Genomic DNA, 15,312 nt, shown 5'->3' on the forward strand with positions numbered 1-15,312 from the left:
CCCAGTTGATCAGTCAAGCCCCACTGACCCTAGCCTATCAAATAAAACGCCGAGCCACAAATATAACACAAGTAGTGAAGAGGAGTTCAATCAAATACAAAATATTGCCCGCATAAGAATAGGGTGTACGCTCTGTAGCAGCTTCGGGTAGATAGGCGTCAATAATACCGCGATCATTGAGATTAATTCGATCGATAACTCGCCCATAAGAGTCTATTACCGCCGATATGCCGTTGTTTGCGGCGCGAATTACTGGAAGACCCTCTTCTACCGCTCGCAAACGGGCCGCGGCAAAATGTTGGTAAGGGCCCGAAGAATCGCCGAACCAGGCATCGTTGGTGAGATTCAGCAGCCAGCGCGGCGGCGCCGCCGTCCCCGCGGCGGCCTTCACGGCGCCGGGAAAGATGATCTCGTAGCAGATCAGCGGTGAGAAGGCGGGCAGGCCGGGCAGGGTGAGGGTCTTCAGGCCCTCGCCGGCGGAGAAGTCGCGTGAGCCGGCGGTGAGCTTGGCAAGACCGAGCAGCGAGCGCAGCGGCGTGTACTCCCCGAAGGGCACCAGGTGCGTCTTGTCGTAGGTGGCGACGATCGCGCCCTGCCCGTCGAGGGCATGCAACGCGTTCCAGATCTTGCCCTGGGGATCGGCGGGGTCGACCCGCGGCGCCCCGGAGACGAGGAAGGCGCCCGGCGGCACGATGTCGGCCAGTTCCTCGCGCAGGCGCGGCTCGGCGGCCAGCAGGTAAGGCACCGCCGTCTCCGGCCAGATGATCAGCGTGCGGTCTTCGTAGCCGGGCGCCAGCGAAAGCTCGGCCTGGAGGCGCAGGTTGGCCGCCTTGCGGTCGGCGCGCCACTTCAGCGCCTGGGGGATCGAGGGCTGCACCAGGCGCAGGCGCACCTCCGCCACCACGTCGCTGCCGCGCGCCGGCGCCGCGGCAAGACGCCAGGCGCCGAAGCCCCAGGCGAGCGCCGGCAGCAGCACCAGCAGCGCCACCACGGCGAGCCCGCGCGGTGAACGCCGCGCCGGGTCGGCCAGCACCGCCGGCGCCGTCGCGGCGATGACGGTGATGAGGCTCAGGAGCCAGACCCCCCCGTAGGCCGCGAGCTGCAGCGGCGCGGGCGCGAAGGCCCAGACCGTGCCCAGCAGGTTCCAGGGAAAACCGGTGAGGATCCAGGCGCGCAAGCCCTCGCCGATCAGCCAGGCCGCGGCGAAGGCCAGCACCAGGGCGGGACCGGCGAGCCGCAAGCGCTGCCGGGCCAGCCAGGTGAACCAGAAGGTCAGCGCGGGAAAGAGCGCCAGCCCGGCGGCCAGGCCGGCCACGGCGAAAGGCATGGCCCAGCCGAAGCGTTCGGCGTCAACCAGGAAGGCGATGCCGACCCAATAGAGCCCGGCGGCGAAATGCCCGGTGCCGAAGGCCCAACCGGTGAGCGCCGCCTGGCGCCCCCCAGAGTGCCCGGCGGACGCGCCCTCCAGCATCCAGAAGACCCCGACGAAGGCCGGCAGCAGCAGAGGAAAGAGATAGAGCGGCGGCAGCGCCGCCGCCGCCAGGGCCCCGAAGAAGGCGGCCGCGAGCAGGCGGCGCCATCCGGTGAGACTGCCCAGGACAAGCGCCACCCGCAGCGGCCGCGCCGCCGCGACCGCCTTGTGCGCGCCGGTCATCGGCTCTCGTCGCTGTCGTCGGCGGGGCGCGGCGTGACGTTGCGCAGGCGCAGCCGCTTGACCCGACGCGGGTCGGCTTCCAGCACTTCAAAAGTGATGCCGCTGGGCGGGTGCTTGACCAGCTCGCCGCGGTCCGGGACCCGGCCGGCCAGGGAGAACAGCAGGCCGCCCAGGGTGTCGATGTCTTCCTCGCGTTCCTCCTCGGAGAGCACCGGCCCGACCTTGTCCTCGAACTCTTCGATGGTGGTGCGGGCATCGGCGATGAGGCTGCCGTCGGGCCGCTCGATCAGCTTGGGGCCGACGGCGACGTCATGCTCGTCCTCGATCTCGCCGACGATCTCCTCGACCAGGTCCTCGATGGTGATGAGCCCGTCGATGCCGCCGAACTCGTCGACCACCAGCGCCATGTGTACCCGCGAGAGGCGCATCTCCAGCAGCAGGTCGAGCACCCGCATGGAAGGCGCCACCACCAGGATGCGGCGCACCAGGTCGACCAGGTCGAAGGGCCGCGCATCGGCGCCGTCCTTCATGTGGTGCAGCACGTCCTTGATGTGAACGATGCCGACCACCTCGTCCAGGGTGTCGCGATAGACCGGCAGGCGCGAGTGGCCGGCGCCGCTCATCAGGTCGATCAGCTCGTCGATGGGCGTGTCCAGGTCGACGGCGACAATGTCGGCGCGCGGCACCATGACGTCGTAGGCGGTAAGGTGGCGCAGGCGCAGGATGTTCGAGAGCATGACGCGCTCGTCGCTGGAAATCGGCTGGGCGCTGTCGTCCTCGCCCTCGACCTCCTTGATCTCGTCGATGATCTCTTCCAGGGTCTCGCGCAGATGCGCCTCGCCCTGGCGGCCCTTCAGGAAGTTGCGGAAGCGCTGCCACAGCCCCAGGCCCGACTGGCCATTGCCGCGGCTGACACGGCTGCTGGAGGAATCAGCCATGGGTCGCCTCCGGCGCGGCTTGACCGGCCATTTGGGGGGCGTAGGGATCGGCGATGCCCAGCGCCCCGAGGATCTCGCGCTCCAGGGCCTCCATCGCCTCGGCCTCGCACGCCTCTTCGTGATCGTGGCCCAGCAGGTGCAGCAGGCCGTGGACCAGCAGATGGGTGGTGTGGTCGGCAGGGGTCTTGCCCTGTTCGCCCGCCTCGCGCAGCACCGTCTCGCGCGCCAGCACGACGTCGCCCAGCAGCCGCGGCAGGCCTTCGGGGTGCGGATCGCCCGGCTCGTCCATGTTGGGGAAGGACAGCACGTTGGTCGGGCGGTCCTTGTCGCGCCAGTCGCGGTTCAGGGTCCGCTGTTCGGCGTCGTCGGTGAATACCAGGGAGATTTCCAGCGGACCGGCTTCCAGCAGCGCGGGGTCCGCAAGTTTCAGGGCCGTGCGCACCGCCGCCTGCGCCCGGGCCTCCAGGTCGTCGACGGCGTCCAGCCAGGCCGTGTCGGGAACCGACACGGCGACTTCCAAGCTACTACTTCCAGGCTCGTCGCTCATGGTTGTCGCGGGCGCGGGACCGCCGGGACGCCGCCCATCAAAGGGGCGCCGCCCTGTGGGCTACTTGTCCCCGCCGAAGAGATCTCCTTCTCCAGTCTTACCAGCATCATGGGCAGCATAGGCGCGCACGATCCGAGTCACCAGGGAATGGCGCACCACGTCGGCCGCCGTGAACTGCACGAAGGCCACGCCTTCCATCTTGGCCAGGATGTCGGCCGCCTCGCGCAGGCCCGAAGGCGCGCCGCGCGGCAGGTCGATCTGCGACAGGTCGCCGGTCACCACCATGCGGCTGTTCTCTCCCAGGCGGGTCAGTGCCATCTTCATCTGCACCGGGGTGGTGTTCTGCGCCTCGTCCAGGATGATGAAGGCGTTCGACAGGGTGCGCCCGCGCATGAAGGCCAAGGGCGCCACCTCGATCTCACCGTTGCTGATCCGGCTGGCCACCTGGGTCGCCGGCAGCATGTCGTAGAGCGCGTCGTAGAGCGGGCGCAGATAGGGATCGACCTTCTCATGCAGGTCGCCGGGCAGGAAGCCGAGACGCTCGCCCGCTTCCACCGCCGGGCGCGAGAGGATAATGCGCTCCACCGCGCCCTCGATCAGCATGGAGACGGCCATGGCCGCGGCCAGGTAGGTCTTGCCGGTGCCCGCCGGGCCGATGCCGAAGACCAGCTCGTGGCTGCGCAGCGCCTGGATGTAGGCCTTCTGCCCCGGCGAGCGCGGCGTCAGGCGGCGCTTGCGCGTGCTGATCGCCAGGTCGTCGGCGTGCACCGCGCGCACCGCCTCGTGGCCGCTCTCCTCCGCCGGCGCCTGGGTGGCCATGCGCACCACCGCATCGACCTCGCCGTCGCCGACGTCGAGTCCCTTCTTCAGGCGCTGGTACAGCGCGGTCAAGGCCGCGTTGGCCGCCTCGACGGAATCCGCCGGGCCGGAGATGGCCAGACGGTTGCCGCGCGAGGCCAGGCTGACGCCGAGTTGCTGCTCGATGCGCAGCAGGTTCTGGTCATGCTCACCGTAGAGCAGCGGCAACAGGGAGTTGTCGTCGAACTGTATGAAGGTCGCTTCGCCGGCCTGGCCTGACGTGACGCCGGGGAGACTGTCCGAGCTCAAGCTGTGATCCTTGCCGTGGGGGCCGTGAGGGCCGTGGGGGCCGGGGAGGCCGCGCTCTCGTCGACGCCCCCCACGTCGACGATTGGGCGGCCGGCCAGGCTGTTGGGGTGCGCGGCTTCGACGTGCACGGTCATGAGGGCGCCGGTGAGGCGCTGCAGCGCCACCTCCGGCACCGCCACGTGCACCGCCTGCATGTAGGGGCTGCGCCCGACCAGCTGGCCGGGCTTGCGTCCGGGCCGCTCCAGCAGCACCGGCAGGTCGCGCCCGACGCAGGCGGCGTTGAAGGCCGTGGCCTGCGCGCCGAGGAGCTGCTGCAGACCGGCCAGGCGCTCGGCCTTGACCGCTTCGGAAAGCTGGGCCTCCTCCACCGCCGCCGGGGTGCCGGGGCGCGGGCTGTACTTGAAGGAGTAGGCCTGGGCGTAGCCGACTTCGTTGACCAGTTTCAGGGTGTCGGCGAAGTCGGCGTCGCTCTCGCCGGGAAAGCCGACGATGAAGTCGGAAGACAGCGCCAGATCCGGGCGCGCCTTGCGCAGCCGCTCGACGATCCTCAGGTAGTCCGCCGCGCTGTGACGCCGGTTCATGGCCGCCAGGATGCGGTCGGAGCCCGACTGCACCGGCAGGTGCAGATAGGGCATCAGCTTTTCCTCCTCCGCATGGGCGGCGATCAGCTCGTCGTCCATGTCGAGGGGATGCGAGGTGGTGTAGCGCAGGCGGGTGAGGCCGTCGATCTCCGCCAGGGCGCGGATCAGGCGGCCCAGGCTCCAGGTCCCGCCGTCTTCAGCCTCGCCGTGGTAGGCATTCACGTTCTGGCCCAGCAGGGTGATCTCCTGCACCCCCGCCGCCGCCAGGCGCCGCGCCTCCTCCAGCACCGCCGCGGCCGGGCGCGAATACTCGGCGCCGCGGGTGTAGGGCACCACGCAGAAACTGCAGAACTTGTCGCAGCCTTCCTGCACCGAGACGAAGGCCGCCGCGCCCGGGGCGGCGCTCTCCTCGGGCAGGTGGTCGAACTTGGACTCCGCCGGAAAGTCGATGTCCAGAACGCCGCGCCCGCCCCCCTCGTGCCGGGCGCCAGCACGCGCCGTCTTGGCCACCAGCTCCGGCAGGCGATGATAGGTCTGCGGCCCGAAGACCAGATCGACCTGCGGGGCGCGGCGCAGGATCTCCTCGCCCTCGGCCTGGGCGACGCAGCCGGCCACCGCCAGCAGCATCTCGCCGCCCTCCGCCGCGCGCTCCTGCTTGAAGGCGCGCAGGCGGCCCAGTTCGGAGAAGACCTTCTCCGCCGCCTTCTCGCGGATGTGGCAGGTGTTGAGGATCACCATGTCGGCGCCGCGCGGGCTGGCCACCGCCTCATAGCCGAGCGGCGCCAGCACATCGGCCATGCGTGTCGAATCGTAGACGTTCATCTGGCAGCCGTAGGTCTTGATGAACAGCCGCTTCTTCGCCTTGCCGTCCGTCCGACCCGTCACCGCTGCGCCTTTTCTTTCCACTGCCATATAGCTTCCAACTTCCAGCTACGCCGCGCCGCTCGGCCGCCCGCTAGGCCGCCGACACGGCGCCCTGCCCGGTGCCGTCCTGCTTGCTGCCGCCGGGGGCCGGCAGGGCGGGTTGCCGCTGCCCGGAAAGAGCCGCGGCCACGCCGCGCGCCACCACGCCGTAGCAATAATCACTCAGGGCCTTGCGCGACCCGAACTGGTCGATCGTCACCGGCTCGTGAAACTCCACCACCACCGTCACCTGGCCCAGGCTGATGGCGTGCCAGAGGTGGTTGCCCAGTTCCATATCACCGTACCAGGCGAAAAACGGCCTTAGATAGCGGCCCAGGGGCAGTCCGTCGAGTCTTGTATAGCTGACCGAAACCGGCTGCACGGTCAGGGGTTCGCCCTGGGGCCGGCGCTCGGCGACCGAGAAAAGCGCGCTCTTGAAGGCCAGGATGCCGTTGCCGTCGCCCGAGGTGCCCTCCGGGAAGAGGATCAGGTCGTCGCCCGCGTCCAGGCGGCGCGCCATCTCGTCGCGGTGCTCGGCGGCGCGGTGCACCCGGCGCTCCACGAAGACCGTCTCCTGCAGCTTGGCCAGCCAGGAGAAGAAGGGCCAGGTCGCGACCTCGGACTTGGCCACGAAGGAGGCCCTGAGCAGCGCCCCCAGCACTTCAATATCCAGATAGGAAACGTGGTTGGCCACGAAAAGCGTCGGGTGGCGGCGCGCCGGGCGGCCGTGGCGCTCGACGCGGATGCCCAGGATGCGGCACGTCCGCCGGTGGTACCACTGCGGCAGCCGCTTGCGCAGGGGCCAGCCGAAGGTCACGGCCAGCGACTGGACCGGCATGAGGGCAAGGGTGAGGCCGGCGTAGGCCAGCAGGCGTAAGAGGGCAGTGGTCGGCGAGCCGATGCTAGGTGCCGTCATGCCCCTCCACCGGATCCGTTGTCCGGGTCGCCCGCACCGGGATCTCCGGCGCCCTGATTCCCGTTGCCGGCGTCCTCACGCTTGTAGTGGCGAAGATAGCGCCGCGTGACCATTTCGGTCTTCACCACCACGCAGACGTCGGTGGTGCCGAAGTCCGGGTCGACCACGGCGCCGTCGCCGACAAAGCCGCCAAGGCGCAGGTAGCCCTTGATCAGCGGCGGCAACGCCTGGCGCGCTTCGGCGACATTGACCTGCTCGGGCGGCAGCAGGTCCATGGCGACATAGCGTTCGGGCAGCGCGCGGGCGCGCAGCGCCGGCGGCGCCAGGTGGTGGTGATAGAGGTAGGCCAGCGGCATGCGCAGTTCCTCCGGGTCGGTCCCCGGCAGGCTGGCGCAGCCGAACATGATGGAGATGTCGTAGTAGAAGACGTATTCGGCGATGCCGCGCCACAGCAGCTGCATGGTGGCGCCGCTGCGGTAGGTCGCATCGACGCAGGAGCGTCCCAGCTCCAGGATCTCGCCCGGATAGGCCGTCAGCTTGTCGATATCGTACTCGTCCTTGGAATAGAACTGGCCGCGCCGGGCCGCGCCCTCGCGGCGCATCACCCGATAGGTGCCGACCACCGCGTCCGGGCCGCTGCCGCGCTCCTCGTCGAAGACCAGCAGATGGTCACAGTAGTCGTCGAAGGAATCGAAATCGCGTCGCGCCGCCGCCATTTCCTCGGTCGGCTTGGCGGCCATGCTCTCGTAGAACACGCGATAGCGCAGCGCCTGGGCGGCGCGGATCTCGGCCGCGCCTTCGGCCAGGCGGATACGCAGGTTGCCGCCGACAACGTCGACGGGACGGTCTGATTTCGCTTCCGCGAGGCTCATATTGCTCCCTTCCCGAAGTCCCGGCTCCCGAGCACCGGCCTCCAATTGCCGGACCGGGGCACCCCAAGAGGGGTGACGCGGGGGACCTCAGGCGTTGTTCTTGGCTCCGCCGTCGTCGTCGCGCTTGTCGATCCGCACGCCGTACAACTCCAGGCGATGGTCGACCAAGCGGTACCCGAGCGCCTTGGCCACCTCGGCCTGCAGGCGCTCGATCTCCTCGTTGGAGAACTCCACCACCTCGCCGGTCTTCACGTCGATCAGGTGATCGTGGTGCTCTTCCGGGCGCTCCTCGTAGCGGGCACGGCCGTCACCGAAATCGTGCCGCTCCAGGATGCTGGCTTCCTCGAAGAGCTTCACCGTGCGATAGACCGTGGCGATGGAGATGCGCGGGTCGCGCTCGATGGCGCGCTGATAGACGAGTTCCACATCGGGGTGGTCCGTCGATTCAGACAGCACGCGCGCGATAACGCGGCGCTGGTCGGTCATCTTCAGACCTTTCTCGATACACAGCTTTTCCAGGCGGTCGCCCATAACTGAAACCAAGCCTTGTAATTCCCTACCCTAAAGAGTCCTGGCGGCCCACTGGCCGGGGCGAACCGGGACGAAAGCCGGATTATAACGGAAAAAGCGCCGCCCGCCTAATGGCGGCGACGCCGTTTTCCCACGCCGTCCCCGCAAGACCGGGGGGCGCAATCACTCACCCCTTTCGGCGCGCGCGCGTTCCCAGGCCGATCTGCTTGGCCAGCTTGCTGCGCTGCTTGGCGTAGTTCGGTGCCACCATGGGGTAGTCCGCCGGCAGGCCCCAGCGCTCACGATAGTCTTCAGGCGACATGTCGTAAGCCGTCTTGAGGTGACGCTTCAGCATCTTGAGCTTCTTGCCGTCTTCCAGGCAGACAATGTATTCCGGGGTCACCGACTTCTTGATCGGCACCGCCGGCGAAGGGCGCTCAGGCTCCCGCTCCCGCGTCGTCCCGACGTTGGACAAGGTCTCGTAAACGTCACGGATAATCATCGGCAAGTCCGCGACCGCGACGGAATTATTGGAAACATGTGCTGCGACGATGTTTGTCGTCAAAGAAAGCAATTCGCTTTGCTTCGCTTGATCGGACATTGACCTATTTAACTCCTTAAAATCCCTGTGGCCTATATAAAAACTCCCCGGACAGGAATCAACATTATTGAACAGAAAAAACAATAGTCAGAAACAGAAAAATTTCATTCAGTATTGTAATGAGGCAAATTCCTGTCGTCTTCATTTAATTAGAATTGCTTCGCAAAAACTCGCGCGCTTTATCAAAACCGCCGCTTCCGGCGGTTCAGGGGCCGGGGGACGGGCTTTCCGGCCCCTCCAGGGCGCGTGCGAAAATCACTGCATCCAGGTTGCCGCCGCCGGCTAAGCGGTAATAATTCCTACGCCGCCCCGCCACCGCGAAGCCGGCACCGCGGTAGAGCGCCTGGGCGCCGGCGTTGTCCGCCGCCACTTCCAGGGTCATCCGCCGGGCCCCGCGGCGCCCGGCCTCCGCCAGGCCGGCCTGCAGCAGGCGGTCGCCGAGCCCGGCCCGGCGGCGTTCCGGCAGCACCCCGAGGGTCAGCAGCTCCGCCTCCTCAAAGAGGACACGGGCCAGCAGGAAGCCCGCCGGCGCGCTCTTTTCCCGGCCCCCCGTCACCGCCAGCAGGCCGAAAACCCCCGGCATGGCCATGACCTCGGCCAGGGAGCGGGCGCTCCACGGCGTTCCCGCGAAGGCCTCCCCCGCCGCGGGGTCGAAGCAGCGGCGGTAGAGTTCGGCCAGCAGCGCCACGTCGCAGGGCCCGGCCGGCTGGATCGCGGCGGCCGTCACGATTGCCGGTCCCGCGCCGCCCCGGCGCCCGGCAGCGGCTTGGGCGGCGTCACATCGGGCGGGCGCAGGTAGACCGGCTGCACCGGCCCCGCCGCCGCCGGATCGCGCAGCACCGCGCGTTCGGCCAGCAGCGCCGCGTCGGCCGGCCCGGCCGCGGCGGCCAGCACCGCGTCGTCGCGCCCGGCGATCTGCAGCGCCTCCAGGGCCCGCGCGCCCGCGTCGCCGGTCAGCACCAGGGGCAGGCCGCGGCCGTCGGGGGGCAGGGCCTCGGCCAGCCCGTCCAGGGCGACCTCCAGCGGCGCGCCGATTTCCGTGAGCGACTCGTCGAAGAGCTGGGCGAAGATCTCGTTGCGCTTGGAATCGAGCACCGCCAGGACCCGGCGGCCGGCGCGCTCCTGCGCCGTGGCGGCGCCGGCCACCGCCTCGAAGGAAGAGACGCCGATCAGCGGCAGCCCGCGGGCCAGCGCCAGGCCGCGCGCCGTGGCCAGACCGATGCGCACCCCGGTGAAGCCGCCCGGACCGGTGGTCACCGCCAGGGCGTCGAGCCCGGCGAAGCCGCCGCTCCATTCCGCCATCACCTCGCCGATCATGGGCACCAGGCGCTCCGACTGGCCGCGCGCCATGGCGCTGAAGCGCCGCACCTTCACAGCGCCGCCGGCCCAGAGCGCCACCGAGCAGGAAGCCCCCGCCGCGTCCATGGCCAGCAGCGCCGAAATCCCCGTCTTCACGGAATCTTCGCTCATCGCAGGCTATCCGGGAGGCGGCGCCCCGTGCTAACAGGGCAGCCGATCCAATCCCGTATCCGGAAAGCCCCGACCGCATGAGCCTGGTTTCCCTGCAGACGCCCGACTTTGATCTGGAGATCGCCCTGGCCTACGCGACCGGGGACAACGTCACCGGCAAGCGCATCTACGCCCGCGCCGAGGCGCAGCTTCATCCCGAGGCCGCCGCGGCCCTGAAACGCGCCTGCACGCTGGCCGCGCCGCTCGGCCTGCGCCTCAAGATCTTCGATGCCTTCCGCCCGGTGGAGGCGCAGTGGCGCCTGTGGGACGCCTTTCCCGATCCCGAGTTCGTCGCCGATCCCCGCGTCGGGTCCTGTCACTCGCGCGGGATCGCCGTCGATATGACGCTGGTCGACGCGGCCGGCGGCGAAGAGCTGGACATGGGCACGCCCTTCGACGACTTCACCGCCGCCTCCCACCACGCGCGCAGCGACCTGCCGCCCGAGGTGCAGCGCAACCGCGCGCTGCTGCTGGGCCTGATGACCGCGGCCGGATGGGACTGGAACCGTTTCGAATGGTGGCATTATCAACTCTTCGAGCCTCAGCGCTTTCCCCTGCTGACCGACGCGGCGGCGCCGCGTCCCCTCATGGCCGCCTGACGCCGCCGGACCGGGCCGTCCGCAAGCGGGAACTCCTGTGGGGTTATAGCGCCGGGCCGGCTTATAGCAACTGGCAGGCTTCGTCGAAATCCAGTCGGTCGCCGCGCGGGCGCAAGGCGGCGGGGTCGCCGTGGCCCAGGTTGCAGAGGAAGTTCGAGCGCCAGGTGGTGCCGGCGAAGAAGGTCTCGTCCACCTTGGCGCGCTTGAAGCCGGACATGGGTCCACAGTCCAGCCCCAGCGCGCGGGCGGCGATGATGAAGTAGGCGCCCTGCAGGCTGCCGTTGCGCAGCACCGTCTCCTGGATCAGCGTCTCCTTGCCGCCGAAGGTCTTGGCGCCGTCGCGGTGCGGCGCCAGCTTGGGGAACTGCTCATAGAAGGCCAGGTCGTAGGCGATGATGGCGGTGACCGGCGCGGCCATGGTCTTGTCGACATTGCCCTCGCTGAGACAGGGGCGGAGCTTCTCCTTGGCCTCCTTGCTGCGCAGGAAGGCGACCCGCATTGGACAGCTGTTCATGGTGGTCGGGCCCATCTTGGCGAGGTCGTAGACCGCCTCCAGCAGGACGTCGCTCACCGCCTCGTCGCGCCAGACCGAGTGGGTGCGGGCCTCACGAAAGATCTTGTCCAGCCCGGCGTCGCTCAAGATTTCATTCACAGCCTTATCCCTTTCTTAAGCTCCGCTCGCCACGCTTTGCCGGCCCCCGGTCCTCCGAGGAACAGCGACGCGGAGGGGCCCAGGAACATGGCAAGACGGCCCCAGCTTGGCCCTTGGCGGCGGGGTCAGCAAGCCTGATAGACTACGCCAAGCCGCAAGCGCGGGGGCCGATTCGACAGACAGCGAGTCGTCCCGGCGGGCCGACGGAGAGAGCTGGCATGCGATGGAATGACAAGAGCCAGGAAGCCCGGGCGCAGGCGCTCCGCCTGACCGGAGCGCTGTGCCTGGCGGCGGGACTTTATCTGAGCGCCGCGCCGCTGGCCGCACAGGAGACGCCGTCGCAGCCGACGGTGGCGCAGCCGCCGTCCGCCACCCAGCAGATGCACGCCGCCGACAACGGCGCGGCGGTCCTGATGTACCACCGCTTCGGCGAGGACTCCCTGCCGTCCACCTCGGTACGTCTGGAGCAGTTCGAGGCTCACCTGGCCGAGCTGACCTCGGGGAAGTATCAGGTCCTGGCTCTGCCGGAGATCCTGGCGCGGCTCAATCGCGGCGAGGCCCTGCCCGAACACGCCATCGCCATCACCATCGACGATGCGGCGCTCTCGGTCTACCGGGAGGCCTGGCCGCGCCTCAAGGCGGCGGGGCTGCCGGTCACCATCTTCGTTTCCACCGAGCCGCTGGACCTCGGTCTGCCCAGCTACATGAGCTGGGCGCAGCTGCGCGAGATGGCCGCCGACCCGCTGGTCACCATCGGCCACCACGGCGACGCCCACGCCCACATGGCCTGGCTGAGCCCGGCCGAACAGCGCGCCGACCTGGCGGAGGCGAGCCGGCGTTTCACCGCCGAACTGAACGCGGTGCCGCAGCTCTTCGCCTATCCTTACGGCGAGGCCAGCCTGGAGCTGCGCCAGAACGTGATCGACGCCGGCTTCACGGCGGCCTTCGGTCAGCATTCCGGCGCCCTGGGCGAGATGAGCGACCGCTTCACCCTGCCGCGCTTTCCGCTGAACGAGGCTTACGGCGACATGGAACGCTTCCGGCTGGTGGCGGGCGCCCTGCCGCTGCCGGTCGACGGCATCACGCCGGCCGACATGAGCCTGCGCGAGGCGAGCCAGAACCCGCCCAACGTCGGCTTCACCGTGGTCGGCGCGCAGGGCAACCTGAGCGGCCTCAACTGCTTTGCTTCTGCGGGCGAGCCGCAGGTCATGAAGCTGGATCAGCGCATCGAGCTGCGCTTCGACGCGCCCCTGCCAGCCGGGCGGGTGCGCATCAACTGCACCCTGCGCGACGACAGTGGACGCTGGCGCTGGTTCGGCACCCAGTTTGTGGTGGCGAAGGAGGCGGTGCGCTGAAGTCCGGGCGCGTCAGCGCCGCGGGCTGAGCGTCACCCCGTCCAGGGCCTGCAGGTCGTTGCTGGTGATGAGCTCGCTGAGCGCCAGCACATAAGACTGACCCTCTTCCGAATAGCTCTTGAGACCGCCCACGAGATTGAGGGCGTGCAGCGGCGTGCCCAGCGCCCGGGCCCTTGCGCGGCGCTGGCGCAGGTCCTGGTAGGCGCGGTGGCTGTTCAGGTTGTGCAGGTAGGCGCGCACCGCGCTCATCAGATCGGGAAAGCCGCGCACCTTGAAGTCGCGGCGCTCGGCCGCGGCGGGCTTCAGACCCTCGGCGCCGTCACCCCAACTGCGCTGTCCGAAGAGGGCGTTGGCGCGGATCGCGAAGCGCGAGGTGCCCCAGCCGCTTTCCTGGGCCGCCTGCGCCAGCGCCAGGCTGGGCGGCACGGCGTCGATGCGGCTCAACAGATCGGCGGCGTCACCGGGCGCGGCGCCGTACCATTCGGCCACACTGTCGAGCCACAGGGCGTCGGTGGCACCCAGGCGGCCCGCCGCCCGGGCGTCCAGGGCGGAGATCACCTTGGCGCGCGCCCGGCTCAGTTCGGCGTTGGCCTGCAGCACCAGGGGCAGCAGGCTGCGCAGGAAGAGGCGCTTGCGCGCCTCGCTGTCGGCGATGCTCTCCATGTCGCGCGGCAGGGCGGTGACGGAGAGCCGCGGCACCGGCGCGCCGTTCATCACGGCGGCCAGGCGGTAGTCGTTGTCGGCGAAGATCCGATCCAGCGCTTCGGCGTCGCGCGCGTAGACGCGGCGCAGCACCGGCGCCTCGGTTGCGAGGCCAAGTTCCTGCCAGGCCGAACGCGGCAGGGGTTCGGCGCCGAACCACACCGCCGTCAAAAGGAAGAGTCCGAAGAGACCGCAGAGCAGGGCGACGCGCCCCGCCAGATGACGATTTCCTTGCTTGGCGTAACGCTCCACAACCGGCTGCCATTCGGCGACCATCGCCGCCACCTGTGCCACCATCGCCTCAGCGCCTCGCTTATCGTTGATACTTGAAGTGCCTTCCCGACCCAGGGGCAAGCCTAGGTCGGCTTCGCGAAGATTCCGTTATCGAAGGGACAGTCCGTCTAACCCATCGGCGCCCGCCCGCTTGCGCGGCGGCGGGGGCAAGCTGCGTCTTTTCAAGCGCTTGCCGCGCAGACGCCCCCTCCGGCCGCGGCGCGGTCGGGACAAAACTGTGACTTCACCGGGCGGTGTAAAGGCGATGGGAAATACGGCGCGGTTTAGAGGACGGGGCGAACCTCAACCACCTCGGGAATGTAATGGCGCAGCATGTTCTCGATGCCCATCTTCAAGGTGGCGGTGGAACTGGGGCAGCCCTGGCAGGCGCCCTGCATGTGCAGGTAGACGACGCCCTTGTCGAAACCGCGGAACACGATGTCGCCGCCGTCCTGGGCAACCGCCGGACGCACGCGGGTGTCGAGCAGTTCCTTGATCTGGCTGACCACCTCGCTGTCCTCACCGGACTCGCTGTGGCCCTCATCGCCCGCGCCGGCGTCTTCCAGCATGACCGGACGGCCGGCGGTGAAGTGCTCCATGATGACGCCCAGGATAGCCGGCTTCAGCAGGTACCACTCGCGCGCGTCTTCCTTGGTGACGGAAACGAAGTCGGTGCCGAAGAAGACGCCGACCACGCCCTCGACCGCGAAGAGGCGTTCAGCCAGCGGCGAGCGCGCCGCGTCCTCGCCGGAGGTGAAGTTGGCCGTGCCCGCGTCGAGCACCTCGCGCCCCGGCAGGAACTTCAAGGTCGCCGGGTTGGGGGTCTGTTCGGTCTGGATGAACATGGGACGCTGTCTCCTAAAGGCTTCACGCTTCAATCTGGGTCCCGGAGGGGCCCGCTTCAAGCGCCAAGGTCCAAATCTGACCAATTTGGTCAAGTTTAGTCAAGATGGTGTCGGCTGCGGGCGGCCGGGCCGCCTCAGGTCACCCCGTCGATCTCCTCAACGGTCATGGAATCGGGCACCACGGTCACCGGAATATGTAGGCGGCCCAGGAACTTGCCGGTCATGGCGGAGACCAGGGGGCCGGGCCCGCGCTTGCCGGTGGAGGCGCCGAGCACCAGGATCGAGATGTTGGGTTCCTCGTCCAGCAGGGCCAGCAGTTCGTCGCGGCGGTCGCCCTCGCGCACGTAGAGCACCGGCAGGGAGCCGGCCAGTTCGCTGACCTCCGCGGCCAGGCGCTGCAGCACCTGCTCGGCCTCGGTGCGCGCCTCTTCACGCATCAGATCGCCGACCGACATCCAGTGCTGGAACTCCGAGGGCTCCACCACGTAGAGCATGGCGACCTTGCCACCGGTGCTGCGCGCGCGCAGGGCGGCGAAGCGCAGGGCCACGCGCATTTCCTCGGTCTCGTCGACCACAACCAGGAAGACGCGGCTCTCACGGTGCCTGGCCGCGGCCTCCTCGGCCGACGTTTCGCCGGGCGGGCGGCTGGTCGTCGATGGGGGGACGTCTGCCATGCGGGGTTCCTTTGGCGGTTCTTATCTAAGGAGGCGTCCGTGCGGGCGAATCCTGCCACCAGCAGGCAAGTCTG

The 15,312-nt window shown here is 68.8% G+C and carries 17 protein-coding genes; 2 read left to right on the forward strand and 15 right to left on the reverse strand.

The genetic code is table 11. The features are described 5' to 3' along the window. Positions 1-37: 37 nt before the first annotated feature. From lnt to tsaB, 11 genes are all read right to left on the reverse strand, one after another. Positions 38-1,654: an apolipoprotein N-acyltransferase gene (gene lnt, locus H7X47_RS00645; RefSeq protein WP_193366681.1), complete on the reverse strand. Its 1,617-nt coding sequence runs from the start codon at positions 1,652-1,654 to the stop codon at positions 38-40. Next, positions 1,651-2,592: a hemolysin family protein gene (locus H7X47_RS00650; protein ID WP_193366682.1), complete on the reverse strand. Its 942-nt coding sequence runs from the start codon at positions 2,590-2,592 to the stop codon at positions 1,651-1,653. The genes lnt and H7X47_RS00650 overlap by 4 nt, the downstream gene beginning before the upstream one ends. Next, positions 2,585-3,139: an rRNA maturation RNase YbeY gene (ybeY, locus tag H7X47_RS00655; protein WP_193366683.1), complete on the reverse strand. Its 555-nt coding sequence runs from the start codon at positions 3,137-3,139 to the stop codon at positions 2,585-2,587. The genes H7X47_RS00650 and ybeY overlap by 8 nt, the downstream gene beginning before the upstream one ends. 60 nt (positions 3,140-3,199) lie before the next feature. After that, positions 3,200-4,246 (reverse strand): PhoH family protein, encoded by a 1,047-nt coding sequence (locus tag H7X47_RS00660; protein WP_193366684.1) that lies wholly within the window; start codon positions 4,244-4,246, stop codon positions 3,200-3,202. Next, positions 4,243-5,649, reverse strand: coding sequence for a tRNA (N6-isopentenyl adenosine(37)-C2)-methylthiotransferase MiaB (gene miaB, locus H7X47_RS00665; RefSeq protein WP_437126550.1), 1,407 nt, complete (start codon positions 5,647-5,649; stop codon positions 4,243-4,245). The genes H7X47_RS00660 and miaB overlap by 4 nt, the downstream gene beginning before the upstream one ends. A 133-nt stretch (positions 5,650-5,782) precedes the next feature. Beyond that, the gene (locus tag H7X47_RS00670; protein ID WP_193366686.1) at positions 5,783-6,646 is read right to left on the reverse strand and encodes a lysophospholipid acyltransferase family protein; all 864 of its coding nucleotides are present in this window, start codon (positions 6,644-6,646) and stop codon (positions 5,783-5,785) included. Then, on the reverse strand, positions 6,643-7,518 hold the full coding sequence (locus H7X47_RS00675; RefSeq protein WP_193366687.1) for a GNAT family N-acetyltransferase: 876 nt from the start codon (positions 7,516-7,518) through the stop codon (positions 6,643-6,645). Before H7X47_RS00675 ends, H7X47_RS00670 begins: the two co-directional genes overlap by 4 nt. Positions 7,519-7,605: 87 nt before the next feature. Continuing rightward, the gene (locus H7X47_RS00680) at positions 7,606-8,049 is read right to left on the reverse strand and encodes a Fur family transcriptional regulator (RefSeq protein ID WP_193367496.1); all 444 of its coding nucleotides are present in this window, start codon (positions 8,047-8,049) and stop codon (positions 7,606-7,608) included. Between the two features lie 166 nt (positions 8,050-8,215). Beyond that, positions 8,216-8,629 (reverse strand): Ros/MucR family transcriptional regulator, encoded by a 414-nt coding sequence (locus H7X47_RS00685; RefSeq protein WP_193366688.1) that lies wholly within the window; start codon positions 8,627-8,629, stop codon positions 8,216-8,218. 205 nt (positions 8,630-8,834) lie between these two features. Beyond that, entirely contained in the window at positions 8,835-9,356 is a 522-nt protein-coding gene (locus tag H7X47_RS00690) for a GNAT family N-acetyltransferase (protein WP_193366689.1), read from the reverse strand. Next, on the reverse strand, positions 9,353-10,099 hold the full coding sequence (tsaB, locus tag H7X47_RS00695; protein ID WP_227010101.1) for a tRNA (adenosine(37)-N6)-threonylcarbamoyltransferase complex dimerization subunit type 1 TsaB: 747 nt from the start codon (positions 10,097-10,099) through the stop codon (positions 9,353-9,355). The genes H7X47_RS00690 and tsaB overlap by 4 nt, the downstream gene beginning before the upstream one ends. 77 nt (positions 10,100-10,176) lie before the next feature. On the opposite strand from tsaB, the gene ddpX reads away from it, so the two are divergent. Continuing rightward, the gene (gene ddpX, locus H7X47_RS00700; RefSeq protein WP_193366690.1) at positions 10,177-10,737 is read left to right on the forward strand and encodes a D-alanyl-D-alanine dipeptidase; all 561 of its coding nucleotides are present in this window, start codon (positions 10,177-10,179) and stop codon (positions 10,735-10,737) included. Between the two features lie 61 nt (positions 10,738-10,798). Here ddpX and H7X47_RS00705 read toward each other — a convergent pair whose 3' ends face one another. Next, entirely contained in the window at positions 10,799-11,389 is a 591-nt protein-coding gene (locus H7X47_RS00705) for a malonic semialdehyde reductase (RefSeq protein ID WP_193366691.1), read from the reverse strand. A 218-nt stretch (positions 11,390-11,607) separates the two neighbouring features. Between H7X47_RS00705 and H7X47_RS00710 the strand changes: the two genes are divergently transcribed. Continuing rightward, positions 11,608-12,744 carry a polysaccharide deacetylase family protein gene (locus tag H7X47_RS00710; RefSeq protein ID WP_193366692.1) on the forward strand — a complete coding sequence of 379 codons (1,137 nt, stop codon included), beginning with the start codon at positions 11,608-11,610 and terminating at the stop codon, positions 12,742-12,744. Positions 12,745-12,756: 12 nt separating this feature from the next. Here the strand turns inward: H7X47_RS00710 and H7X47_RS00715 are convergent, their stop codons facing one another. The 3 genes from H7X47_RS00715 to H7X47_RS00725 all read right to left on the reverse strand — a co-directional run bounded on the left by H7X47_RS00715 (position 12,757) and on the right by H7X47_RS00725 (position 15,238). After that, positions 12,757-13,743 (reverse strand): glucosaminidase domain-containing protein, encoded by a 987-nt coding sequence (locus H7X47_RS00715; protein ID WP_193366693.1) that lies wholly within the window; start codon positions 13,741-13,743, stop codon positions 12,757-12,759. A gap of 260 nt (positions 13,744-14,003) precedes the next feature. Then, positions 14,004-14,564: a NifU family protein gene (locus H7X47_RS00720; protein ID WP_193366694.1), complete on the reverse strand. Its 561-nt coding sequence runs from the start codon at positions 14,562-14,564 to the stop codon at positions 14,004-14,006. A gap of 134 nt (positions 14,565-14,698) precedes the next feature. Further along, positions 14,699-15,238, reverse strand: a complete 540-nt coding sequence (locus H7X47_RS00725; protein WP_193366695.1) for a universal stress protein — start codon at positions 15,236-15,238, stop codon at positions 14,699-14,701. Positions 15,239-15,312: the final 74 nt, after the last annotated feature.

Source organism: Pelagibius marinus, from assembly GCF_014925385.1.
Taxonomy (GTDB): Bacteria; Pseudomonadota; Alphaproteobacteria; order Kiloniellales; family Kiloniellaceae; genus Pelagibius; species Pelagibius marinus.

What these genes read in the sequence shown, in the direction of transcription:
- H7X47_RS00670 (WP_193366686.1), bottom strand. Translation starts at nt 6,646, where the DNA reads ATGACGGCACCTAGCATCGGCTCGCCGACCACTGCCCTCTTACGCCTG.
- H7X47_RS00710 (WP_193366692.1), top strand. Translation starts at nt 11,608, where the DNA reads ATGCGATGGAATGACAAGAGCCAGGAAGCCCGGGCGCAGGCGCTCCGC.
- tsaB (WP_227010101.1), bottom strand. Translation starts at nt 10,099, where the DNA reads ATGAGCGAAGATTCCGTGAAGACGGGGATTTCGGCGCTGCTGGCCATG.
- H7X47_RS00680 (WP_193367496.1), bottom strand. Translation starts at nt 8,049, where the DNA reads ATGGGCGACCGCCTGGAAAAGCTGTGTATCGAGAAAGGTCTGAAGATG.
- ybeY (WP_193366683.1), bottom strand. Translation starts at nt 3,139, where the DNA reads ATGAGCGACGAGCCTGGAAGTAGTAGCTTGGAAGTCGCCGTGTCGGTT.
- miaB (WP_437126550.1), bottom strand. Translation starts at nt 5,649, where the DNA reads ATGAACGTCTACGATTCGACACGCATGGCCGATGTGCTGGCGCCGCTC.
- H7X47_RS00685 (WP_193366688.1), bottom strand. Translation starts at nt 8,629, where the DNA reads ATGTCCGATCAAGCGAAGCAAAGCGAATTGCTTTCTTTGACGACAAAC.
- H7X47_RS00715 (WP_193366693.1), bottom strand. Translation starts at nt 13,743, where the DNA reads ATGGTGGCACAGGTGGCGGCGATGGTCGCCGAATGGCAGCCGGTTGTG.
- H7X47_RS00675 (WP_193366687.1), bottom strand. Translation starts at nt 7,518, where the DNA reads ATGAGCCTCGCGGAAGCGAAATCAGACCGTCCCGTCGACGTTGTCGGC.
- H7X47_RS00650 (WP_193366682.1), bottom strand. Translation starts at nt 2,592, where the DNA reads ATGGCTGATTCCTCCAGCAGCCGTGTCAGCCGCGGCAATGGCCAGTCG.
- ddpX (WP_193366690.1), top strand. Translation starts at nt 10,177, where the DNA reads ATGAGCCTGGTTTCCCTGCAGACGCCCGACTTTGATCTGGAGATCGCC.
- H7X47_RS00720 (WP_193366694.1), bottom strand. Translation starts at nt 14,564, where the DNA reads ATGTTCATCCAGACCGAACAGACCCCCAACCCGGCGACCTTGAAGTTC.
- H7X47_RS00725 (WP_193366695.1), bottom strand. Translation starts at nt 15,238, where the DNA reads ATGGCAGACGTCCCCCCATCGACGACCAGCCGCCCGCCCGGCGAAACG.
- lnt (WP_193366681.1), bottom strand. Translation starts at nt 1,654, where the DNA reads ATGACCGGCGCGCACAAGGCGGTCGCGGCGGCGCGGCCGCTGCGGGTG.